Genomic DNA, 24744 nt, shown 5'->3' with positions numbered 1-24744 from the left:
TTTGAAAAATCAAGATGATTATTTAATTAGTAAGCTTATCAATTATGATTCATTAAAATATTTAAATGAATTAAATATTCGGTCCGAGTCTGATATTGATGAGTTATCAGAAGAAGATATTTTAAATTTAATACAAATAGCATCTATTTATGGGTTATCTGCTGATGAAAAAAAACAAATACTTGCGTATGTGATAGTAACAAAATTATTTATTAATTTTTATGAAGAGTATCCAAACCTTTATTCTATTTCTTATTGTATCTTGTCCAGACTTGGTAATTTTCCAAATAGAGATTTGTTAAAAAAATTAAAACCAACAGAGGAATATAGGTCTCAGAATTTTTTGTTTGATTTAGAAATTCTAGCAAGGGAAAATGAAAACAAACTATCGTTATTAGATGAGTGTTTGTTATTGACAGATTTTCAAAAGCAGTTTTTTGATGTTCTTACTACAAGTGATTTTTATAGTGTATCAGCCCCAACATCTGCAGGTAAATCATTTATTTTATCATTATCAATTATTAAAAGATTATTGAATAATGATAAGGAAGTTATAGTTCTAGTTGTACCAACGAGAGCTTTAATTAAAGAGTTGAGTGAAAGCATTATTAAAAAACTTAAAGAATTTGAGTTATTTGATAAAGTTGATGTAAGAGTTATTCCTATAGTTGAAGAGGAATCGGTTAAGAAAGGTAAAGTATATGTTATAACACAAGAAAGATTGAAAGCTTTACTTGACCAAGACGAGATAACTATAAATGCGTGTTTTATTGATGAGGCTCAAGAAATACAAAGTAATAGAGGAGTTGTTTTACAGAATACTATAGAATTTCTACTTCAGAAAAACCCAAATGTGAAATTGTTTTTTGCAAGTCCTTTGATAAAGAATCCTGAATATTTTAACAAATTGTTTAAGCAAAATTTTCATAACAATTATTTTATAGAGAATGTTTCACCAGTAAGTCAAAACATATTCTTATTAAGTCAAGTAAAGAATAAACCGAAAAAAATTAGAATAGATAGAATTGGGGAATATTTATCAAGAGATATGTTAGGAAATTTTAGCATAGATTTTAAATTTAGGGGAAACAGACATATTGCCTTAGCTAAACAAATAACTAGAGATGATGAATTAACTCTTATTTACTGCAATGGAGCTAAAGATGCTGAAAAAAAAGCTTTATCTTTAGCTGAGATGCTTGATGACGTAGATTGTGAAGAGATTGCAGATTTAATTAGTTTCCTTGAAGAAGATATTCATAAAGATTTTTCAATTATAAATTGTCTTAAAAAAGGTGTAGCTTATCATTATGGATATATGCCATCTTCGGTTAGGACAGAAGTTGAAAATCTTGCAAGTAAAGGAAAAATAAGGTTTATTTTTTGTACAAGTACTCTTCTACAAGGGATAAACCTGCCAGCTAAAAATATTATAGTCGATAGACCTATGAGAGGTAGTAACACTCCAATGAATAGAGCGGATTTTCTAAATTTAGTTGGTAGAGCAGGAAGATTGTTGCACGAATTTCATGGAAACATATGGTGTATAGATCCTGATAGTTGGTGTGAGAAAAGTTTTGAAGGGGAGAAGCTTCAAGAAATAAAAGGTTATTTTGAAAACACTTTATTAGCAAGAACAGATGAAATAATCGATGTAGCAGAAAATAATGCAAATAAAGAGCAAGGCGTATTTGGGAAATTTTTTTCAGACTATGTTTTAGATGGACAAAATATTTTAATATATAAAGATCATGAAAATTTTGAAAAAATTGAAAAACTTTTAGAGATATCAAAAAATATAAATTATTCATTACCTTCTGAAATATTAAAAAAACATTCTGCAATTCATCCAACAAAATTAAATAACATGTATCTCTTTCTGCAAGGAACACAAGATATATCAAAATTAATTCCTAAAAAATCTTATCAAACTGGTGTTAATGATATTTTAAAAGAAATATTTAGAAAAATTGGTATTATATTCTTTGATGTTAGCACTAGCAATAAGCAATTTAGTTTTTACTCAACTATAGCTTCTAAGTGGATACATGACACATTACTTAAAGATATTATTTTAAAGCATAGCTCTCATTATAATAAAGAAATTAATCTTTCAATTAGGGAAGTATTAGAGTGTTTGGAAAAAAATATTCGTTATAAATATGTTGTTGCAACTCATGCATATATGGATATTTTAGAGTTAGTTCTAAAAGAAAAAGATGAGAGTTATGATGTAGACAGTTTACCTAATTTACCCTTATATTTAGAGTGTGGAACATCAGATAATTTAGTTCTAAATTTAATATCTTTAGGTCTATCTAGGCTTACAAGTATAAAGTTAAAAAACAATAACAACTTAGAGTTTAATGAAATTACAGTTAAAGGATGTTTTGATACTTTAAGAAAAGTAAATATTGAGACATTAGATATTCCTGAAGTATGCAAAAGAGAAATAAAAGCTTTAATTTCTGATTAATTTAAGGGTTAGGTATGAAACTAATAAAAAAAGATTTTATTCCAAGCGGAGTTAAGTCTATATGTGGTCGTGATCTTCCATCTGGTAAGGCATTCTATATTGATACAGATAACGGTGTTCAGTATGGTAGTAATGATTATGTAAGGAAAAACTTTTCTAACGAAGAACGGTTAGCTACTATAGATTTTACAACTAGTATGATAGCTAGTTTTGATAGGGATGTAAGGGTTAATACAAATAATAATAGTGAGGAGTTAACAAATAAGCAAAAAAATCGAGATAGATATAAAGCTATTGTATATATGTTTTTACATGAAGAAAAAATGCCTGCTTTTGCCTTTTCTAAAGATAATTCATTCCTTACTGGAGTATATAATCACTATAAAGAGAAAAATTTTCTAAGTAATAGACAAGTTGAAATTATCTTAAAAATAGAAAGAGATTTTAGAGAAGTGATTAGTAAAGAGTATAAAATTAAAACTCTTAAAAATTTACTAACTTGTTATGCTTATGAGTATAAAATTAAAAGAGCTCTAGAAGTATTAGATGATGATAAAAAAGAATATATGAATAGTATGTTAGAAAATTTATATAAAAACTTATATTTAACAGATAATCAAGTAGAAGGTATGTTTAAATGGTTTCAATATCTACCAAAAGATTTAGCAGAAGCTAAGTTAAAAGAATTTGATAGAGTAAAACAATCATGAATAAATTCACAGAAGAAAAACTAGAACTTGCATTTATTGAGCTACTTGGCCAAGAGAGTATTAGTTATCAGTTTGGTAAAGAAATTATCCGTGATGATAAAGATGTACTTCTCAAAGATGATTTACGTGAGTACTTAGCTACTAGATATGCAGATGACAATATCACAGCTAACGAGATTACAACTATCATCCGTAAACTAGAGGCTTATCCAGCTAGTGATCTATATGATACTAACAAGGCTATCATGGAGCTAGTAACTAGTGGCTTTGATTTCAAAAGAGAAGACCCAAAAGCCAAAGATATTCGTATTCATTTTATAGATTATCAAAATATAGATGCTAATAACTTCAAGATAGTCAATCAGCTAGAGATAACAGGATATAAGAAACGCATACCAGATGGCATAATTTATATAAATGGTTTGCCTCTAGTAGTCTTTGAGTTCAAAAGTGCTATCCGTGAAGAAGCGACTATCAAAGATGCTTTTGATCAGCTAACAGTCCGCTATAGAAGAGATATACCAGAGCTTTTTAAATATAATGCTTTTTGTGTCATTAGTGATGGTATCAATAATAAGGCTGGTTCTCTATTTGCTCCGTATGAGTTTTTCTATTCTTGGAGAAGAATTACAGGCGATGAAGTCGATGTAGATGGTATTGCCTCAATGCATTCAATGATTCAAGGGATGTTTAACCGTGAGAGATTAGTAGACATTATTCATAATTTTATCTATATACCAGATAAATCCCACAAAGAAGAAAAAATAGTTTGTCGCTATCCGCAGTATTATGCTACTAAAAAGCTTTATGAAAATATTATCCAACATCAAAAACCTCATGGCGATGGTAAAGGTGGTACATACTTTGGTGCGACTGGTTGCGGTAAAAGTTTTACAATGCTTTTCTTAACTCGTATGCTGATGAAAAGTATTCATTTCTCAAGTCCAACTATTGTGATTATTACAGATAGGACAGATTTGGATGACCAACTTGGCAAACAGTTTGCCAATGCTAAAAAGTTTATTGGTGATAATACAGTTGTCAGTGTTGAGAGTAGGGCAGACCTAAGAGCTAAGCTAAAAGCTCGTGAAAGTGGCGGTGTATTTCTAACTACTATTCATAAGTTTACCGAAGATTTAGATATTCTCAGTGAGAGGACTAATATTATCTGTATATCTGATGAAGCACATAGAAGCCAGATAAACCTAGACCAAAAGATTAAATTTACAAAAGACGGTATCAAAAAATCCTATGGCTTTGCTAAGTATCTACATGATTCATTACCTAATGCTACCTTTGTAGGTTTCACAGGTACGCCGATAGATGCAACTTTGGATGTTTTTGGTAATGTCGTAGATAGTTATACTATGACAGAATCGGTTAGAGATGAGATTACGGTTCGCATAGTTTATGAGGGTAGAGCTGCAAAAGTATTGCTAGATAGCTCAAAACTTCAAGAGATTGAAAAGTACTATCAAGAATGTGCCGAAGCTGGAGCAAATGAACATCAAGTAGAAGAGAGCAAAAAAGCTATGACAAACATGAGTGTCATACTTGGTGATATTGATAGAATTAGAGCGATTGCTAAAGATTTTGTAGAGCATTATGAGCAGAGAGTTTCAGAGGGTGCTACTATCAAAGGTAAGGCTATGTTTGTCTCTAGTAGTAGGCAAATTGCTTATGCATTATTTAAAGAAATCATAGAGTTACGCCCAGGGTGGAATATCAAACAAGCTTGTGAAGATACCGCAGAGCTTACAGATAAAGAAAAGAAAGAGATACTTCCATTAGAGAAAATCAAAATGATTATGACTCGTAATCAAGATGATTGTAAAGAGTTATATAATCTCTTAGGTACAAAAGAATATCGTAAAACTCTAGATACTCAATTTAAAAATGAAAAATCTAACTTCAAAATAGCTATAGTAGTTGATATGTGGCTAACAGGTTTTGATGTGCCATTTTTAGATACTATCTATATTGATAAGCCAATCCAACAGCATAATCTTATCCAAACTATTTCGCGTGTTAATAGAAAATACGCCGGTAAAAAAAAAGGTTTAGTAGTTGACTATATTGGTATGAAAACAGCGATGAATAAGGCTCTTAAACAATTCTCTAATATTGATAGCCAAAACTTTGAGGATATTGAAGCATCTATAGTTGTCGTTAAAGATCAGCTAGATTTATTAGCAAAAATTTTCCATAAGTTTGATAATAGTAAATATTTCTCAGGTTCACCAATTGAGCAACTAAATTGTCTAAACTTTGCTAGTGAATATATCCAGCTAACAAAAGAGCTAGAAAATAGATTTATGTATATCGTTAAGAGGCTAAAAGCAGCTTATGATATTTGTTGTGGAGCTAATGCTTTTTCAGATCAAGAGAAGGATCTTATACATTTCTATTTAGCTGTCCGCTCTATAGTTGTCAAACTGACTAAAGGCGAAGCTCCAGATACCGCACAGATGAATAAAAGGGTAGCCAATATGATAGAAGAGGCTATCAAAAGTGAAGGTGTCGAGGAAATATTTAAACTTGGTAGTGATGATGAATCAAAGATTGATATTTTTGATGAAGATTATCTAAACAAGATAGATAAAGTAAAATTACCAAATACTAAGATTAAGCTACTACAACAGTTATTAGCAAAAGCTTTAGAAGACTTTAAAAAGGTAAATAAAGTCAAAGCATTAGACTTCTCTAAAAAGCTTAATTCACTTGTGGAAAAATATAATGAGCGTAAAGAGCAAGATATCTTAGTTAGTGATGTTTTAAATGACTTTACAGATGAGATTGTTGATTTATATCACGCTCTTAAAAAAGAGAAAGAGTCTTTTGGTGATCTAGGTATCGACTTTGAAGAAAAAGCTTTTTATGACATTCTAAAGGATATTGCTATTCGATATGAGTTTAACTATCCAGAGGATAAACTTATCGCTTTAGCAAAAGAAGTCAAAAAGGTGGTTGATGATAAATCAAAATATACTGATTGGAATATTAGAGAAGATATCAAAGCTACACTTAAAGTTGAGTTGATATTACTACTTGCTAAACATAACTATCCACCGATTGACAGAGATGAAGTCTTCAAGGAGATTTTTGAGCAAGCTGAGAATTTTAAGAAGAATAGGTAAAGGACATATTAATTGAATAATACTGATGTTAATTGTGGGATATTAGAGGTTGTCGATCTTGATGGAGAAGGTAACTTAAGTGTCTCAATATATTTAGAAGACTTTTCTGATATAAACAGTGAATATGTATATTCTATTTATGAAAAAATATACAAAAAAGTTAGTTGCGACAGAATTTACTATAAAGATGAACTATCTAAATTTATATTTTGTTATTCCTTTTATAAATTTATGTATGATTATGTTTGTGCAGATATCTTTGGTGATTTTAAAATAGATATTGAGAAATACTATAACTTAGGCTGGGTTGAAAAATTTTTAGATTATTTCGATGATAACAAAAATAATTATAAAAACATCTATTTCAATAATAGTAGTGAAATAGACTTTTCTAATGCTAAAAATATTGCGGTGTCTGTTTATAACTATATTGAACAACTTCAAGACCAGCATAGTAATGAAGGAATAAATATCTATTATTTGCATAAGCAATTTCATATAGGAATTATGTTCCCTAAGAAGCCCTTCTTAATTAAAAAAGATGAAAATTTTTTTCATATTATAGAAAATGTGTATGTGAATTTTTTATCTGGTGATATATATAAGGGCTACTCAAATAAAGATATTATTAGAAACGAGTTTGACACTGAAAATTTATTTCCTAATATTCAAGTGTATAAAAATAAATTTGAGAACATTACTAATGAAACTCTCTTAAAATCACTATTTCATAGATATAATTTGCTTAATACGATCAAGTCTATACATGATAAATACATATTTATTAGCAATAATGAGTCAAAAGATTTTGACTTTATATCAGAAAGTGAAGAGTTTTTGATACAGCAAAACATAATTGATGTTGTCGCAAATATTTTTAAATTTGCTAAAGAGTTATATTCAAGTAATCCGATAGAAGCCACATTTGACTTTAATTTTGCACGAGAACTATACTTAAAAAATCCTTTTGGTTCTAAAAGAATAAAAGACCTAAAAGATATCATAAGAATTTTAGCTGAAAATGTTGATATTATTAATCCAGCGACAAGACTGTACTGGGAAGAGCTGTATGGTGTTGGTGAGATTTCAACAGGTAAGTATTACAATTTAATGCAAAAGAAGTCTGTATATAAGGATGTTCGTGAGAGTTTTAGCACTAATTATGAGAAAAAGGCTTATAAAGAGTTCTTAAGCAAAAATAGTAACTCTATTATCGAGACATGGACTGATGAATATAGTCTATTGTACATTCTTGATGTAGTCATAATATGCAAGCTATTTGGTTTGAATATACCTAATGATATTAAGTTTGCTAATCTGCTTAATACAGAAAACGAAATTAAAATTGATAGGCATATCTTTAAAATGAATATTCGACTTAATGATGAGTATTTATTATGGTTAGCATATCACATAAAGTATCTGACTTTTAATGAAGTAATTAGATAAGCAAGGTATCAAATATACTATCTAGGTTAGAGTTTTTAGTATCGCCCACCCTTAGCTAGTAGCAGGGCGTTGGAACAAGTCGAAATAAACTCTAAAATATCTATAGTAGATATATAGCAATCTTTATGGAACCATATTATGTGTTGATCTATATCAATAGGGGAAATGAATATGAAGATAATAAGATTAAAAACAGTATTAGAAATGACTAGTTTATCTAGATCTACTATCTATGATTATATGAGTAGAGATCTATTCCCTAAGCAGATTAAGTTAGGCGAAAACTCAGTAGGGTGGGTACTTTCTGAAGTTGAAGATTGGTTGAATGATAGAGTATTAGAAAGAAATTGTAAGCTGGATAACTCTCAAAATCTAAACTAAAACATCACGACAAAAATGATATTTTTGATTGAGTTTTAAGTTTATTTATTACTTTTGTCAAAGTAAGTAAATAATCAAGCAGATCTATCAAGCAATCAAATAAACCCCAAAGGCTAGATTTTCTCAATATCGTCCGCCCTTAGCTGTAAGCAGGGCGTTGGACAGAGCCGATATTTGATTAACTCTTCGCCGCTTCCCCAAGAATTTGGGGAATGCTCAGCCCACCGTCTGCGCTACGCTTGACCAACGAGTTTCACACGATGGACTAAAGCCGAGCAAAGCACCCTGTCGCAGGCTAAGGGCACAGTAACAAGTTTGCTAGTCTAAGTCCCTCCCGTTTCACTGGTAAAACCCGTTGGTCAACCCTATCGGGCCGACGGTGGGCAAGGCGTAATGCTTCGCATAATTAATACTTAGAAACGCTATTGTAAAAGATTTATATAGCCTCAGGGCTATCTAAATCAACTAGCGTTTCGGAGAGAATCTTGTTATTTTAAATAAAAAAGATATATGGAGCTATCATTGGATAAAAAAATTTTTATATCAGGTAAAAGTATGTCTTATTATGATTTATATAAAATAACATATGATCAAAAAGATCTAGATAAATATTATATTAGTATATACGAAAAGCTTAAAGGAGATGCTCAGGTAATAGATCCCATATCAGATGCTAGGTATATTTTTTCAAAACTATATATATCATCTATTGATTTACATTTAGAGACTTTTTATAAAGTATATGTTGTTAAAGAATATATTGATAATATGTCAATAAAACAGGTAAGAAAGATTATTTCAGAGACGTTTTTTCTGGTGCTAGATATTATCTATAAAAATTTGATAGTTACATTTATAAAAGACTATTTAGAAAATTATGATAGGTTTAATATTTGTTTAGTAGAAACTCATGAGCTAGATATAGGTAGTATTGAATCATCAATAGAAATAGTAGAATCATATGAGTCTAAAAAATATTTATCAGCAATTACTATAAATGATGTTTTTAAATCTTGGGAAACCTTAGAAAGTGCTAAAGAGAATAATACTTACCTATTTAAAAAAATAGATAAACCACTACCTGCAAGTTTTAACAGAAGGATTCTAAATTCACTTCAGTATAATGTTTATGATTTTTCTAATCTAACTGTCAAGCAAATTGCTTTCATGATCTACAATAGATGGGTTATGTATATTGACTGGACAAGACTTCAGGTTACTTTTGATCAAAAGATGTTACAAGTATCTATTGATTATGACAATGATAGGATAGAGAAAATAAATATATTCTTAGAACAAATGTTATTAGATCCAATAAATTCAAATTATCTTTTGGAAAGTGAAAAGACGATATGGTTTGAAAAACAAAAAGGAAATAATCTTGATATGTTTTTTAAAAGAGTTCAAAAATTACCTTATTGTCTACGAGCTGAACTTGTTAAGAAGTTAGACTTAAATATCAAACTAGATAAAAGTAATAAGTCATATTCAGTATTTAATACGACCAATATAGAATTTGCAAAACAAAAAATTAAAAATTATTGGATACCAAAGTTAAGATTTTTAGACCTAATATTATATGAGCACATAACAGGATGTGGTATTAATGGTAAGCATAATTATATTCAGGAAAAAGAAAGAGGAGATAATGAAAGAGAAATTAATTCAAGTAGGTATAAGAAATATATTGAAGAAATATTCCAGTTTGATTATTTGAAAGATTTAATGACGGTTTGCTTATTCGATGGGTAGTCAATAGATGTTAAGTAAAATCTTTTAGGTGGGTTTATAGGTGGGTAGAAACAAAAAAGCCCGCTACAAAGTAGACGGGCTCTATGTTCATGGCGGAGAAAGAGGGATTCGAACCCCCGGACCTGTTACAGTCAACGGTTTTCAAGACCGCCGCTTTCGACCACTCAGCCATTTCTCCGAACTGATGGAGTATATTATACAATTATTTGTTTGCATTGCAAGGTGATTTTTGACAAAAATGCTAAGATATTTGAAGATTTATATAGTAACTTTTACAAAAGATAATATATTATCGATAATATAGCTTATATTTAAAGGTTAGATGATGATAGGTTTTTTAGCAAAAAATCAAAATTGGGCAAAAGTAGCTCCATGGGCAGGTATATTTTTTACGGTATTATTATTTGCTAATTTTTCTATATATGATCCACATTTTTGGGGATTAATTAACATTCCAATGTATTTGTTTCATCAGACAGAAGAGCACTATGTACCAGGCGGTTTCAAAGATTTTATGAATCGCACTGTTATGGGACTACCACAAGGTCAGGAGAAGCTTACAGATATTAAGATATTTTGGATAAATATACTTATGGTATGGTTAGCTTTTGCAGTTTTTGGAACTTTGAGCTTTATTAATCTTGGTTTTGGATTATTGATTATAATTTTTAGTATTATAAATTGTTTAACACATATTGCAGAAGGTATTAAGCGCAAGAGCTGGAATCCTGGATTAGTAATGGCTAGCTTACAGTTTGTAATATCTATATTTGCAGCTTATTATGTAACAGTACATGGTTTGGACTATCCTATAGCATGGTGGATAGGAACAATAATTTTTTCAATCTTTGCACATATATTGTTATTTAAACTTGTAATGACTAAGGATTAGTCATAATTTTTATATTTATAATAGACATTCTTGATACATCACATTATTATCTTGCTTAAAATTTGTTTAGTTAATCTAATAAAAGAGGCTTGAAAATGTCAGATACTAGATATCAAATCACCAAAAAAGTTACTCTAGTAGGTATGTTTATAAATGCATTACTTGCTATTTCAAAGACATTTATTGGAATCATAGGACGATCGCCAGCGTTATTTGCTGATGGAATACACTCATTTTCAGATCTTTTGAGTGATGCTATGGTTTTATTTGCTGCTAAGTATGCTAATAAAGGTGAGGATCATAATCATCCTTATGGACATGAGAGAATGGAAACATTAGCAACATTAGTACTTTCTGGCTTACTCATATCTATAGGTTTTATGATTGTTTATCACTCATTAGCTATATTAATTGTAGGTGAGTATGAAACTCCAGATAGATTTACTGTGTATGCAGCAATTTTCTCTATATTAGGTAATGAGTTTATTTATCAGTACACTATGAGAGCTGCAAATAAAATTGATTCTGATATGCTAAGAGCGAATGCTTGGCATAGTCGTTCAGATATGTGGTCTTCAGTAGTAGTATTAGTTGGTTTAATAGGTGCTTTTTTAGGTTTCCCATGGATGGATGCTATCGCTGCCTTAGTAGTCTGCTATATGATCGTTAAGATGGGTGTCAAGTGGGGTTACTCTGCTGTTGCTGAGCTTATCGATGAAGGTGTTGATGCTGAAACACGTAAAAGTATTAAAGAAATAATTACTAATTCGGAAGGAGTTCAAGATTTTCATTTTTTGAGAACTAGAAAAATGGCTGGTAAAATTGTACTAGATGTTCATATTTTAGTTGATAAGTACAGTACAGCTTCTGAGGGACATTATATCGCTGAGATTGTTAAAAGTAATATTTATCACAATGTCGAAAATATCAAAGATATTACAGTGCATGTGGATGTTACAAATCATGAAGACGGCGTTATTAAGCTTGAAAATTTTGAACCTTCTCGCATAGAGATATTATCTGAGATAAAAGCGATATTTGCTCAAAATAATATTGCCGAAAATAATATTTTAGATAAAAAGATGTCTATATATTATTTTGAAAATGAAATCTTGGTAGATCTATATGTCAAAAGATCAAATGATCTAAAAAGATTATCTAAAATGTTGAGCAACCTCTCTGTAAATGGTTATAATACTAATGTAAGCTTATATTGTCATCTAGCTGATAGCTGATACCAAGGAGATTAAATGAAAATCAAAAAAGCAGTCTTTCCTGTTGCTGGTTGGGGAACTAGATTTTTGCCAGCAACCAAATCATGTCCTAAAGAAATGTTAACTGTTGTAGACAAACCATTGATTCAATATGCTGTTGAGGAAGCTATCGAAGCAGGCTGTAAGGAAATTATTTTTGTTACAAGTTCTAACAAAAAATCTCTGGAAGATCATTTTGATAGAAATTTTGAATTAGAGTATTCGTTAGAGAAAAAGCAAAAATATGAATTATTAGATTTAGTCAAAAACATAATTCCGAAAGATGTAAGCTTTTTCTTCGTTCGTCAGCCAGAAGCTCTAGGTTTAGGTCATGCTGTGCTATGTGCTAAACCTCTTGTTGGAATCGAAGACTTTGCGGTGATATTACCGGATGATTTAATCTATAATCATGATTGTGGTACTGGTACACTTAAGCAAATGGTGAAAGCTGTAGAAGGTACTGACATCAGAGGATGTATAGCTACTCAGCAAGTCAAAAAAGATGAAACTAGTTCTTATGGTATTGTAGCCAAAGATAGTGATAATCTTATCAAAGCTATAGTTGAAAAACCAGCTCCAGAAAAAGCTCCATCGACTAATGCGGTTGTGGGTAGATATTTATTGCCTAACAAAATTTTCAGATGTTTAGAATCAACTTCAGAAGGTGCAGGTGGAGAGATTCAACTAACTGATGCAATCGCTAAACTACTCGATCAAGAAGAGAAAATTCTGTCTTATGAATTTAAAGGTACTCGTTATGACTGTGGTAGTAAATTAGGCTTTTTAATCGCTAACTATGAAATAGCTCTACAACACGAAGAGTTAGGCAGTAAATTCAAAGAATATCTTCAAAGTCGATAACTCTTTATCAATATTTGATAAATATTGTTAAATATTGATAGTATAAACATAGTCAAAAATTCTAATAAATATGCTAATATGATTTTAATTGCGTTTTAAAATCAATAGATATGTCATATTCAAATTTTCAAGTTTCAGAAGAGTTTATAGCTCAAGCTAATGTTAATGCCGAGCAATATGAAGCTATGTATAAAGAATCAATAGAAAATCCAGAGGCATTTTGGTCGAAGCAGGCTAATTATATTAGCTGGCATAAACCTTTTGATAAGGCTTTTGCAAGTAGCTTTGATCCAGTAGATATTCAATGGTTCAAAGGTGGTGAGCTAAATGTTTGTTATAACTGTGTTGACAGGCATTTAGTAGACAAGGCGAACAAGGTCGCTTTTGTATGGCAAGCTGATGATCCATATCACACTAAGAATATTACGTACAGAGATCTCTATCACAGAGTATGTGAAATGGCTAATATACTTGAGGCAAATGGTGTCAAAAGAGGTGATGTTGTAACTATATATATGCCAATGATACCAGAAGCGGTATATGCGATGCTTGCTTGTGCACGTATAGGAGCTATGCACTCAGTTGTATTTGGAGGTTTTTCTGCAGAAGCACTTAAGCAGAGAATTATAAATGCAAATAGTAAATTTGTAATTACAGCAGATGAAAGTATTAGATCAGGTAAGAGAATACCTCTTAAAAAGAGTGTGGATAGAGCAATCTTTGGTTTAGACTTTGTTAGAAATGTACTAGTTGTGAGCAGAACTAAAACAAAGGATATGGTTTGGAACGATATAGATCTTTGTTATGAGAAAGAGTGTGCGAAGGTTTCTGATGAACATAAGATAGAATTCTTTGATGCAGAAACTCCATTGTTTATGTTATATACTTCAGGCTCAACTGGTACTCCAAAAGGCCTTGTTCATACTTCAGGAGGTTATCTTGTTTACGCAAGTATGACTCATAAATTAGCTTTTGATCTAAAAGATGATGATGTATATTGGTGTACAGCTGATATTGGTTGGATTACTGGGCATAGTTATGCTGTTTATGGTCCGCTTGCTAATGGTTGTACCTCTTTAATCTTTGAAGGTGTTCCAACATACCCAGATGCTTCTAGAATGTGGAAAGAAGTTGATAGACATAATGTGAAATCCCTATATACAGCACCAACTTTGATTAGATTATTAATTAAAGCCGGCGATCAATACCTTAAAGATTCAGATAGAACTTCATTAAGAGTATTAGGATCTGTTGGAGAACCTATTAATCCAGAAGCATGGAACTGGTTTGTGGAGAAGGGTGCAAATAATCAAGCACCTCTTGTTGATACTTGGTGGCAAACAGAGACTGGAGGACATATGATTCTGCCATTACCAGGTGCTCATAAACTAAAACCAGGATCGGCATCTAAACCTTTCTTTGGAGTAGATGTAGCTTTATTAGATACTGATGGTAAAGAGATTGAAGGAGTTGGTAAAGGAGCTCTATGTATTAGAACTGCGACTCCTGGTATGGCTAGAACTATTTATGGTGACCATGATCGATATATTCAAACATATTTTAGTAGTTTCAACGGTTTCTATTTCTCAGGTGATGCAGCTAGAAGAGATGAAGATGGTTATATCTGGATAGAAGGTCGTATGGATGATGTTATTAATGTATCAGGCCATAGAATGGCAACTGCTGAAATAGAAGCTGTATTGAATACTCATTCTAGCGTTGCAGAATCAGCTGTAGTTGGTATGCCTCATGATATCAAAGGTGAAGCGATTTATGTTTATTGCATACTAAAAGATGGTCATGATGGTAAAGGTGCTGGAGATGAATATCTTGATAGTATCAGAAAAACATTAGTATCTTATATTAGACAAGAGATTGGTCCAGTCGCAAGTCCAGATGTCATTCAGTTTACTCCAGATTTACCAAAAACTCGTTCTGGTAAAATTATGAGAAGAATTTTGAGAAAAATAGCTGCAAATGATTTTGATAATTTAGGTGACACATCTACACTTTTAGATCCGAGTATAGTAGAGTATCTGATAAAAAACAGATAGTCTAAAATTCATGAATTCTTCTTTACTACAAGGGTATGTCAAAATATTCTTAGCCTTAGTATTTTGGGCTAGTTTGTATCATATAGCTCCGCTTCCATTAGAGTATGTAGATATATATTTAGTTGGCTTAATTCGTTATGCTATGGCATCTCTTATTTTTCTTGTAGTTCACTATTTTTTTACCAAAACGTTATTTCCACACTTAAATCTTAGGCAATGGCTTTATGTTATAGCTGTTGGGTTCTTTGGGGTATTTCTATATAACATAGCATTCTTATGGGCAGAGAAACTGATATCTGGAAATATTGTTGCTATTATATTTGCATTTAGTCCATGTTTGATAACTATTTTATCTAATTATATGTTTCAGATGAAAGTCAATCAGCAAGCAAAGATTGGTATATTGGTTGCATTGCTAGGTACTATTGGTGTTGTCATGTTTTCTAGTAATTCTTCTATGGAATGTTCAACCGTCATTAACATGAACCTAGGAGAAATATTAAGTATCTTAGCTGTCGTATGTTTCTCGGCTTATGCGATATTTGGCAAATGTTGTGTAAGAGCTGGTGTTAATATGATTACAATCAATACTTATGGTGCTATAGTTGGAATGATAATGTTTGCTATAGTGAGTTTATTTAAATCAGACTTTTCAGAACTCGCTCATACAGATATTAAGTTTTGGATTAGTATGCTATATATAGCAGCATTCGCAACCGTATTAGCTTATCTGTGGTATCTAAGAGCTCTTGAGGAAATAGGAGTTTATAAGACTGCTGTTTTTCAAAATACTATGCCATTTTTAGTTATTTTGATTGGTTTTGTATTATATGGAGAAACAATTTCTATCTTATCATTGCTTTTTGGCGGAGTTGTGTTTTTGGGTGTATATATGACAAATGTAGCAGTTAGTAAACGATCATAGACTTTAGCATATTTTATTAATGCTTAAATTGACATAATATATTTAATTCCAACCCTTAGTTATAGTTTAGATCAATTAAAATTTAACAAGGACTGTCAATTATTCCCGTATGTTTCAAATTGAAAAATTGCTATTATCAGTTTCGAAATAGTTCTATATATCATTTGGATGCGCACAAAAGCAGGATTTTCGTTATTGGAGTTAATGGTTATGATAGCCGTTGTTGCTATTGTAGCTGCTATAGCTATACCCATGTATTCAAATTATAAGACTAGAGCTAAAATTTCGGTAACAGATGCAATAGCAAATAGCTATCTCAATCAAGTTACAGATTATACCTTTGGGAAAAAGATATTTCCTGATGAAGCTTCTGAATTATGGGGTTGTAGAGAACTTAATAGAGATAATGTTATTAAGGTATGTATAGAACGAATAGATTCACAAAATGCTGTTATGAAGGTATATATTGATCAAGATATATTACCTAATATAGAGCAGCCTTATTATCAATATAATTTAACCTTAGTATATTAGGAGAAGTGACATGTTTACTAAAACACTAATAGTTACTATTGGAATTTTTTTGAATATATCTTTGTCAAATGCAGCGATTCTTTATATAAATAAGGCTGCTGGTAATATACCTAGTAATTTAGTCGCTGGAGTTGATTCTAATGAATCATCATCTGAACAAGATACTAATTTAGATTATCTTTATGATACGCCTACATTTGGAAATATAACGAGTATGCCAGGGTTTTACAAGTGTGGAGAGAGTGGTGATTTTCTCCCTATTTGTAGAAAGTATTCAAATAACGTCTATGTGGGATCTAGAAACGGTGTTACTTATATTGTTTCGGGTGAAGGAGATGCTAATGCTGGTTATTATGAAGATCCGAATATTTTTGGAATATTTATTGATTCTAGTGGTCGATTAGGGACTTATACTAGTCTTCCAGAAAATAGTGCAGGGTATTCTAGTAGTGTAGGAGATATTATTGATAGATATACTAATACTGACTTTTCACCTTATGATTCCCCCAATTTTAATGTTATCGATGAACTTGAAAAATCCATAGCTGCTTTTTTGGAGACGCAAGATTCAGAAGATAGTGATATAACAAATAAGCCTTGTGGAAGTAGTTGGTTTTGTTCAAAAGAAACCGTACGTGAACAAATTAATAATTATTGCTCTGAAAATCAATCCAATAAATATTGTCAAACAAGATCTTCTTCTAATTAAGTCTATTTCTGAAATCTGCTCCATATGGTGAGTATGTGAATCCTATACTATCACGATTATGAACTTCAACAAGTCTTGAGTGAAGATCAGAACTGGTTGATGAATCTCTATGAAATTTGCTCCATTGATTATTTTTATAGGTATCTTTACAACCCACAAGTATAAGAGCTAGGATCATTAAGCCCATAATTTTCTTAAGCATAGTTGTAAATTACTATATAAATTAATAACAAGACTAATGATATATATTATCAGATTAGACTAATGAATAAAGATTTCTAGAGTATATTATTTGTATAAGTATGGTTTTATTAGTTAACTTTTAATGGGTGCCATTATTTTTTTCTATATATTTCTAAATTGATAATAGTTATTCTTAGTGAGTTTTTATTTATCTATATGGGAGCATATGAATAATAGAGGTTTTTCTCTAATAGAGTTAATAATTGTTATTGCGATAATTGCTATCATAGCGGCAGTAGCAATACCAATGTATTCAAATTATCAAGTTAGAGCAAAACTTTCTAGTGCGGATATTGCAGCTCGAAGCTATATTAATGAGATTACTCATTATACATATGAGGCTGGAAAATTTCCTGATGAAAACTCTGAGCTTTGGGGATGTGTTGAAGTAAATAAAGATAATGTTGTACAAGTATGTAAAGAAAGAGTAGATGCTCAGAATGCAAATATTAAAGTTTATGTTGAACCAATTTTAGTACCTGATATTACAGATCCGTATTATCAGTATGACTTAACTTTAACAGAGTAAAATATCTAAGAAAGGATTACTATTATGAATATTAAAAAATTAATGATTATTTTAGGAAGCACTTTCTTATGTATCTCATTACTAAATGCGATATTTCTTGAAATAACTAAAACTTCAGGAAATATTCCTGGTAATATTGTGCCAGGAGTTCCAAGCTCTGAATCTAGTGGTTCTAATACCTCTTCTGGTGGCTCTAGTAATTCAGAAAGCTTAGTAAGCTCTTTATATGATGCTAATGCAGATGAAGATCCTTTTACATTTGATCAAAATATTGGAGGTAAAGTATATACAGGAACAAGTGCTAATTGTACAGATTTCAAGTGTACTGTTGCTGAAATTAATGGTGAAAGATGGATGGTGCAACAAATAAGTAATGATGACCCCGCATATAATACTATTCAACTTTATAAAGAAGATTCAGAAGATTCTATTACTCTATATCCTTCATATGAAGGAGGTACAGACATAGACTCATCAAGAGATGATGCTGAACAGTTACAGCAACTTGTTAATGATTCTATAACGCTTTTTAACGAGAATTAATTATCTTTCTAATTGTTTTAAAAACCACCTATCAAGAGAAATTATACAGTTACCATATTTAATAGACTCATAAGTTCCTCCATTATATGCTGAGCTAATATCTGAGCAGATATTATCACGGTATCTTTTAAAATCTTTGATATTAGAGCCTTTGAGAGAATCTAGTTTTTTATCATACGTTTGCATTTGTATCTTGAGGCATTGATTAATTTCATAGGTACTGCCATCACATATTGGATTATTAGCAAAAACTAGTATTGGTAGAAATAGTGAGAGTATTATTCTAAGCATTATCTTATATCCTATATTTCGATGATGTGACTATCTAAATCAAGAAAGTCGTTAATTTTATTTTTTTCTGTTGTTGTAATAAAAACTTGTGATTTTAGATTTTTAAGATAGCTAAAAAGAGTTTTCGTATGAGTATTATCAAGTTCAGATGTTATATCATCTATTAGATAAATACATTTATTTTCATTTTCTAAGTTATGAATCTCTCCTTGTGCTAATTTGATTGCACAAATCAGTAGTTTCTGTTGTCCACGTGAGAAGATATCTTGTATTGGTTTATGATTTATAGTTAGAATTATATCAGCTTTATGAGGACCATGATTAGTGACACTGTATCTATTATCAGACTCAAATGATTCTTCTAAAACTTGAACTAGGCTTTTATGTGAGTTCCAACCACGGAAGTAATCTATATCAAGTTTTAAATCCGGATTGAATTGTGATAGAACTTCGTATATTTTGGGTTTTAGTTTTGTAAAGTAAGCCTGTCTTTTGTAATCTAGAATATCAGCAAACTCGCCTAATTTTTTATCTATTCCGTTAATATAAGCCTTTGGGTAGTTTTGCTTAAGAGCGGAGTTTCTTTGTTTGATAAGAAATTTAGTTTGTTGCCATATTTTTAAGAAAGTTTTATCAAGATAAAAAGCGCCCCAATCAAGTACTTTACATCTTTGTTGAGCACCAGAGTTTATGATATTGAAACTTTCAGGATTCATTAATTGAATAGGCAAAACTCGCGTTATTTCAGTATGATTTTTTTGAATTTCGCTATTTAATTTTGAGATATTATTACTATTTTTTTTACGTGATAGTGAGATGACTATTTCATCAGGGTTATAAGCTTTTGTGTAGACTATAAACTCATCGCTATCATGGTTAATTATACGATTAAGCTGTGAGCTGCGAAATGATCTACTATGTGACAGAAAATATATCGACTCAAGAATAGATGTCTTGCCAGAACCATTTTTACCAACTATAAAATTTATACTATTTTTAAAATCAAAACTCTTAAAAGGAATATTTCTAAAGTTTTGTAAGCGTAAATTGGCTATATACATTTTTTAGATAAATTCTAAGCTAGTATTATAAATTTGTTGTTTTAGTATATCAGGATTTAGTTGATAAATATCGTTAAGCAATTCAAAAATTGTAGGTATATTCTCTGGAGTATTAATATCTTTGGAACTATTATAAAGTCTCATATCAGGCGAGTCTGTTTCTAAAACAATATTTTTAGGGTTGATTTTTTGTAGAGTTTGTTTAAGTTTTGATTGTGGGTGAGAGATAATTCCTCCAATGCCTAATTTAAAGCCAAGATCTATATACTGTTGTGCGATAGTATCATTTGCATTAAAAGCATGGATAATACCACCATTAGTAAATTTTAAATCTTTAATGATTCGTAATATCTCATTATGAGATTTTACAACATGAATAATTACTCGCTTATTAAGATTTTTAGCAATAACTATTTGTGCCGAGAAAAATTCTATCTGTTTATCAAAATTATTAAATCTCTTATCTAGACCAATTTCTCCAATAATCTTGGTTGAATACTTCTGAGTGTATATTTCTAAATTATCCCAATCAGATCGATTATGATTATCTATAAATACTGGATGTAAACCAAAACAAATAGCGATGTTACTATATTGTTCATTAAGTTGAATCAGATTATCCCAATTATTTCTTTGAGTAGCAGGGTTTATAAAATAATTAATACCCAACTCATCACAGTTTTGTAATATTGTATCTCGTATTTTATCAAAAATAGCAAAATCTAAGTGACAATGTGTATCAATAAACATAGATGTTTAGTTAAATTCTTTGGCTTATTAAGTTATAATATAGCGCAATATACATAACAATTATACTTTTCGACATCTTTGAGAGTATTAATAAAATAAACATTTATCTATAAGGTTTGTAAATGAACAAAGTTACAAAAGATTTTTTATTTGAATTAGGTACAGAAGAGCTGCCTCCAAAAGCATTACGCAGCTTAGCAGAGTCTTTGTTAAATAGTGTAGAGACCCAATTAGGAGATGCAAAAGTTAGTTTTGGTGGTGCCAAGTGGTTTGCTTCACCAAGAAGATTATCTTTTATAATCAAAGACTTAGCAGAGTCTCAAGAAGACATAGTAGTTGAGAAGCAGGGCCCACTAGTTAGTATCGCTTATAAAGATGGTGAGCCAACAAAGGTAGCTATAGGTTTCGCAAACTCTTGTGGTGTTGAGCTTGATCAATTAGATAGAATCGAAACTCCAAAAGGCGACAAACTTTTTTATAAAACTACACAATCTGGTCAACCAACAATTTCCTTGTTGCAAGAAATTATTACAAAAGCACTTAAGCAATTACCAATTCCAAAAATGATGCGTTGGGGTGATTCAGCCATTGAATTTGTGAGACCTGTACATTGGGTGTTAGCATTATATGGTAGTGAGATTGTTGATATTGAGATTTTAGGTCATAAAGCTTCTAATATTACTTATGGGCATAGATTTCATCATCCAGATGCAATATCTATCAATGAGATTTCTGAATATGAGAAGTTATTAGCTGAAGCTAAAGTTCTTGTCGATTGGGAGCAGCGTAAGCGGATGCTAATTGAACAAGCTAAAAAAATAGCTAAAGAAAATAACTATAAAGTAATTCTAGATGATGATCTTGTTGAAGAGGTTTGCGCTATTGTAGAATATCCAAATGCTATGCTATGTAGTTTTAATAAAGACTTCTTAAGAGTTCCACAAGAGGCTTTGATATCTTCAATGGAAGAGCATCAAAAGTGTTTTGCATTATTAGATTGTGATAATAATCTAGTTGCAAATTTCATTACAATCTCAAATATTGAGAGTAAGAAGCCTGAGTTTGTAACATCTGGTAATCAAAAAGTTATGAACGCAAGATTAGCTGATGCGGCATTTTTCTATGATACAGATCTGAAGAAATCTTTAGAACAGTTATTACCTAGATTAGAGAATGTTACATTCCAAAATAAACTTGGAAATATGTATCAAAAAGCTCAAAGAATCGCTAATACAGCACAGAAATTAGCAGATTTGAATAATATAGATAGTCAACAAGCTTATAGAGCTGGTTTATTAGCTAAGGCTGATTTGATATCTGATATGGTATTTGAGTTTACTGATCTACAAGGGATAATAGGTAAGTATTATGCAAAAGTACATGGTGAAACAGATATCGTTGCTGATGCTATAGAACAGCAGTATTGGCCAAAATACTCTGGTGCAGAATTACCAAGGACTGATATCGCAGCTTGTGTTGCACTAGCAGAAAAGTTAGATACTTTAGTTGGGATATTTGGAATTGGTCAAAAACCAACAGGAAATAAAGATCCATTTGCTTTAAGAAGATCTGCAATCGGTATTCTGCGTATTCTAAGAGATACAAATATTGATATAGCTTTAGAAAAGGTTATCGAAATTGCATTAGATAGCTATAAAGAAGTGAATAGTTTAGAGTTTAGCTCTGATATAAAAGCAGAGGTAGTATCATTCTGTCTAGACAGATTAAAAAATCTATATAAAGATGAAGGTGTTGCTGTAAATATCTTTGAATCAGTAATTAATACTAAATATGACTCAATCAAGGATTTTGCAGCTAGAATAATGGCTGTAACTAGTTTTATATCTTCAGATAAAGCTCAGAGTCTTATAGCATCAAATAAGCGTGTTGCTAATATTCTTAGTAAGAACGCATCTGAAGATAAAAAGTACTCTTATAATATTGAGATAGCTAAGACAGTAGGCAATGAGTATGAACTAGCACTTGCTTATAGTATAGAAGAAATAAACGCAGATCTAGATAAGTATCTAGGTAATAGAGAATATGACTATGCTTTAGAACTTTTGACTTGTTTAGATAAGGTTATCGCAGAGTTTTTTGAAAATGTGATGGTTATGGATGATGATGTCAGTGTCAGAGATAATCGAATTGCATTACTCGCAACTATTCATAAAATGTTTGTTGGTGTAGCTGATATTTCAAAACTTTAATCTTTAATATATTTATTTTATAAGGTTTTGTATTTTAAATAACTCTTTAGGACTGTGGACTACTATATCAGGCTGTAATTGAATGCACTCGTTAGTATCTCCATATCCATAATCTACAAAACAAGATTTTAAATTAGAGTTCTTGGCAAATTTGATATCTGTTAAAGTGTCACCAATAATATATGTTTTTTCTTTTTCAATATTAGGATATTTAGCACTAATAACTTCTGAAAACAGTTTCGAGTTAGGTTTATTATATTTGCAAAAATCAGCTCCAATAACCTCATCAATATATCCGCCAATTTTATTGTATTTAAGAATCTTTTCTATTGATTCACTTCCTTTATTACTTAAAATTAAAATAGTAACATCTTTCTTTTTAAGAAAATCTAGAAGTGGAGTAATACCTTCATAAACTTTTATATATTTATATCCATTATTATTATATAAGTTTCTATAAGTCTTAACCAAAAAATCTATATCGAAATCTAAGTTAAGACTAGTATTTATTACTGAAAAAGTCTCTTCTAATGAGCATCCTAATTTTAAAGTATCCTTAATAAGACCTTTGGATATATTTTTATTTAGTGATTTGTATGTTAAGTCTGTAATATTTAAAATACTATCTTTAGTGTCACAAATCGTTCCATCAAAATCAAATATAGCTAAAATCATGATGAGCTTTTGAGGTAATTGATTTATATAAGTTATAAGAAAAAATCCTTTATTAAAAGGATTTTTATTCTAATTTTGTTAGTTATAATGATTACTTTATGAATATTTTTTATTTAGTTTATAAATTCCAAAAAGTAGTATAACCGTTGCTAATGCAAAGAAAAATTGAACAATTGGAGATGCTATCACTAAGTCTCTGCCATGATAAAAACTTATAAAGTAACTACCACTTGCTGCAATCATATTTTTGATAAAGTTTACAATCGAATTAGCTGTGCCAAAACTATGATCAATTTGATCAATTGCAAATGAATAAATAAGAGTTGAGCTAAAGGCTACATTACCGCATAAAACAAACATTACTAATGTATAAAAAAAGGCATTATCAAGATTTAGACTATTAAAGATGATCGAAACAATGCAGCTAATAGTTATAAGGGCAACACTATAATATAAAAATCTGAGTTGCTGAACTTTACTCGAGTGTCTTTTTATCAAATAGTTTGCAAATATGGCAGCAATACAGCATAAACCATAATATATACAGTACCATAAAGATCCTGTTGCATAATCACCTAAATATATCAAAGCTGATGATGAAATATAGATAAAAAGAGCAGCAAAAATAGTGCCACTTGCGACTGTAGCAAGCATAAAGCGAGGATTGCTTAGATGTTGAAAATAGCTAGGGATTAATTTTAATAAACTAGACTTCCTATCTTTATGCTCTAGAGTTTCTTCGATTAAAAAAGCACATAGAAGCATAACTACACCATATATGGTTAAGAAGTGAAAGGTACTTTGCCAAGTGTGAGTTAAATTTGTAAGAATAGTACCTATTATTGGAGCAACTATAGGAGCTATTAGCAATATTATAATTATTGATGCTACAAGGTTTGTAAGTTTGGCTCCTTTGTAGCAGTCACGAGCAATTGAGAAAGCTATTACAGCACCTACAGAGTCTGATAACCCTTGTATTAAGCGCATTATTTCAAGCATTTTGAAGTTGTAACTATATGAACACAGAACCGTACTTATGATATAGATTACACTACCAATGATAATAACTTTTTTGCGTCCATATTTATCAGAGATAGCCCCCCAAAAAAGCATACCAAATGAGAATCCAATAAAATATGTTGCAAATGTTGTAAGAACTGTACTATCACTAACACCAAAATCATTAGCTATCAGTGGAATGGCAGGAGCGTAAGTGTTGACAGCTAGTGGTGGAAGGGCTGCAAACAACGCCAATACTATAGGGAATAATTTAGAATCTCGAGTTATATTTTTCATAAATAGATAGCAG

The 24744-nt window shown here is 30.7% G+C and carries 22 protein-coding genes and 1 tRNA gene; 16 read left to right on the top strand and 7 right to left on the bottom strand.

The annotated features are described in order from the left end of the window. Window position 1: 1 nt before the first annotated feature. The 6 genes from ACKTR7_RS01675 to ACKTR7_RS01650 all read left to right on the top strand — a co-directional run bounded on the left by ACKTR7_RS01675 (window position 2) and on the right by ACKTR7_RS01650 (window position 9905). Complete coding sequence (locus ACKTR7_RS01675; protein WP_407876736.1) at window positions 2–2476, top strand: DEAD/DEAH box helicase; 2475 nt, start codon at window positions 2–4, stop codon at window positions 2474–2476. Window positions 2477–2490: 14 nt separating this feature from the next. Beyond that, entirely contained in the window at window positions 2491–3186 is a 696-nt protein-coding gene (locus tag ACKTR7_RS01670; protein WP_407876735.1) for a hypothetical protein, read from the top strand. Further along, window positions 3183–6323: a type I restriction endonuclease subunit R gene (locus ACKTR7_RS01665; protein WP_407876734.1), complete on the top strand. Its 3141-nt coding sequence runs from the start codon at window positions 3183–3185 to the stop codon at window positions 6321–6323. Before ACKTR7_RS01670 ends, ACKTR7_RS01665 begins: the two co-directional genes overlap by 4 nt. A 12-nt stretch (window positions 6324–6335) precedes the next feature. After that, a complete protein-coding gene (locus tag ACKTR7_RS01660; protein WP_407876732.1) occupies window positions 6336–7772 on the top strand; it encodes a hypothetical protein in 1437 nt (478 codons plus the stop codon). A 171-nt stretch (window positions 7773–7943) separates the two neighbouring features. Beyond that, the gene (locus ACKTR7_RS01655; protein ID WP_407876731.1) at window positions 7944–8153 is read left to right on the top strand and encodes a helix-turn-helix transcriptional regulator; all 210 of its coding nucleotides are present in this window, start codon (window positions 7944–7946) and stop codon (window positions 8151–8153) included. 522 nt (window positions 8154–8675) lie between these two features. Further along, the gene (locus ACKTR7_RS01650) at window positions 8676–9905 is read left to right on the top strand and encodes a hypothetical protein (protein ID WP_407876730.1); all 1230 of its coding nucleotides are present in this window, start codon (window positions 8676–8678) and stop codon (window positions 9903–9905) included. Between the two features lie 90 nt (window positions 9906–9995). Here ACKTR7_RS01650 and ACKTR7_RS01645 read toward each other — a convergent pair. After that, window positions 9996–10083 (bottom strand) — tRNA-Ser (locus ACKTR7_RS01645). 144 nt (window positions 10084–10227) lie between these two features. Here ACKTR7_RS01645 and ACKTR7_RS01640 point away from each other — a divergent pair. The 7 genes from ACKTR7_RS01640 to ACKTR7_RS01610 all read left to right on the top strand — a co-directional run bounded on the left by ACKTR7_RS01640 (window position 10228) and on the right by ACKTR7_RS01610 (window position 17133). Beyond that, complete coding sequence (locus ACKTR7_RS01640; RefSeq protein ID WP_407876729.1) at window positions 10228–10797, top strand: HXXEE domain-containing protein; 570 nt, start codon at window positions 10228–10230, stop codon at window positions 10795–10797. A 95-nt stretch (window positions 10798–10892) separates the two neighbouring features. After that, window positions 10893–12032 (top strand): cation diffusion facilitator family transporter, encoded by a 1140-nt coding sequence (locus tag ACKTR7_RS01635; protein ID WP_407876728.1) that lies wholly within the window; start codon window positions 10893–10895, stop codon window positions 12030–12032. Window positions 12033–12047: 15 nt separating this feature from the next. Further along, complete coding sequence (gene galU, locus ACKTR7_RS01630) at window positions 12048–12911, top strand: UTP--glucose-1-phosphate uridylyltransferase GalU (RefSeq protein WP_407876727.1); 864 nt, start codon at window positions 12048–12050, stop codon at window positions 12909–12911. Window positions 12912–13021: 110 nt separating this feature from the next. Then, window positions 13022–14965: an acetate--CoA ligase gene (gene acs, locus ACKTR7_RS01625; RefSeq protein ID WP_407876726.1), complete on the top strand. Its 1944-nt coding sequence runs from the start codon at window positions 13022–13024 to the stop codon at window positions 14963–14965. Window positions 14966–14975: 10 nt separating this feature from the next. Then, window positions 14976–15890, top strand: a complete 915-nt coding sequence (locus tag ACKTR7_RS01620; RefSeq protein WP_407876725.1) for a DMT family transporter — start codon at window positions 14976–14978, stop codon at window positions 15888–15890. A 168-nt stretch (window positions 15891–16058) separates the two neighbouring features. Continuing rightward, window positions 16059–16424 (top strand): prepilin-type N-terminal cleavage/methylation domain-containing protein, encoded by a 366-nt coding sequence (locus ACKTR7_RS01615; protein ID WP_044526052.1) that lies wholly within the window; start codon window positions 16059–16061, stop codon window positions 16422–16424. A gap of 10 nt (window positions 16425–16434) precedes the next feature. Next, window positions 16435–17133 (top strand): hypothetical protein, encoded by a 699-nt coding sequence (locus tag ACKTR7_RS01610; protein WP_407876724.1) that lies wholly within the window; start codon window positions 16435–16437, stop codon window positions 17131–17133. On the opposite strand, the gene ACKTR7_RS01605 is transcribed toward ACKTR7_RS01610, so the two are convergent. Then, a complete protein-coding gene (locus ACKTR7_RS01605) occupies window positions 17126–17335 on the bottom strand; it encodes a hypothetical protein (RefSeq protein WP_407876723.1) in 210 nt (69 codons plus the stop codon). The genes ACKTR7_RS01610 and ACKTR7_RS01605 overlap by 8 nt on opposite strands. Window positions 17336–17542: 207 nt before the next feature. Here ACKTR7_RS01605 and ACKTR7_RS01600 point away from each other — a divergent pair, with 207 nt between their 5' ends. Next, window positions 17543–17905, top strand: a complete 363-nt coding sequence (locus ACKTR7_RS01600) for a prepilin-type N-terminal cleavage/methylation domain-containing protein (protein ID WP_407876722.1) — start codon at window positions 17543–17545, stop codon at window positions 17903–17905. Window positions 17906–17929: 24 nt separating this feature from the next. Next, window positions 17930–18448: a hypothetical protein gene (locus ACKTR7_RS01595; protein ID WP_407876721.1), complete on the top strand. Its 519-nt coding sequence runs from the start codon at window positions 17930–17932 to the stop codon at window positions 18446–18448. On the opposite strand, the gene ACKTR7_RS01590 is transcribed toward ACKTR7_RS01595, so the two are convergent. From ACKTR7_RS01590 to ACKTR7_RS01580, 3 genes are read right to left on the bottom strand one after another with little or no spacing between them, the layout of a single operon-like run. Next, on the bottom strand, window positions 18449–18739 hold the full coding sequence (locus ACKTR7_RS01590) for a lysozyme inhibitor LprI family protein (RefSeq protein WP_407876720.1): 291 nt from the start codon (window positions 18737–18739) through the stop codon (window positions 18449–18451). It abuts the gene before it with no gap. Between the two features lie 11 nt (window positions 18740–18750). Beyond that, a complete protein-coding gene (gene recF / locus ACKTR7_RS01585) occupies window positions 18751–19800 on the bottom strand; it encodes a DNA replication/repair protein RecF (protein ID WP_407876719.1) in 1050 nt (349 codons plus the stop codon). Between the two features lie 3 nt (window positions 19801–19803). Then, a complete protein-coding gene (locus tag ACKTR7_RS01580) occupies window positions 19804–20550 on the bottom strand; it encodes a TatD family hydrolase (RefSeq protein ID WP_407876718.1) in 747 nt (248 codons plus the stop codon). Between the two features lie 122 nt (window positions 20551–20672). Here ACKTR7_RS01580 and glyS point away from each other — a divergent pair, with 122 nt between their 5' ends. Then, the gene (glyS, locus tag ACKTR7_RS01575) at window positions 20673–22760 is read left to right on the top strand and encodes a glycine--tRNA ligase subunit beta (RefSeq protein WP_407876717.1); all 2088 of its coding nucleotides are present in this window, start codon (window positions 20673–20675) and stop codon (window positions 22758–22760) included. 12 nt (window positions 22761–22772) lie between these two features. Here the strand turns inward: glyS and ACKTR7_RS01570 are convergent, their stop codons facing one another. Both ACKTR7_RS01570 and ACKTR7_RS01565 read right to left on the bottom strand, forming a co-directional pair. Beyond that, the gene (locus ACKTR7_RS01570) at window positions 22773–23435 is read right to left on the bottom strand and encodes an HAD family hydrolase (RefSeq protein ID WP_407876716.1); all 663 of its coding nucleotides are present in this window, start codon (window positions 23433–23435) and stop codon (window positions 22773–22775) included. A 96-nt stretch (window positions 23436–23531) separates the two neighbouring features. Continuing rightward, window positions 23532–24731, bottom strand: coding sequence for a multidrug effflux MFS transporter (locus ACKTR7_RS01565; protein WP_407876715.1), 1200 nt, complete (start codon window positions 24729–24731; stop codon window positions 23532–23534). Between the last annotated feature and the right edge of the window lie 13 nt (window positions 24732–24744).

Origin of the sequence: Francisella sciaenopsi (assembly GCF_045862875.1) — a bacterium.
In the GTDB taxonomy this organism is placed as follows: domain Bacteria; phylum Pseudomonadota; class Gammaproteobacteria; order Francisellales; family Francisellaceae; genus Francisella; species Francisella sciaenopsi.
The sequence above is the reverse complement of the archived record's forward strand: the minus strand, read 5'-3'. Positions and strand labels throughout refer to the sequence as shown.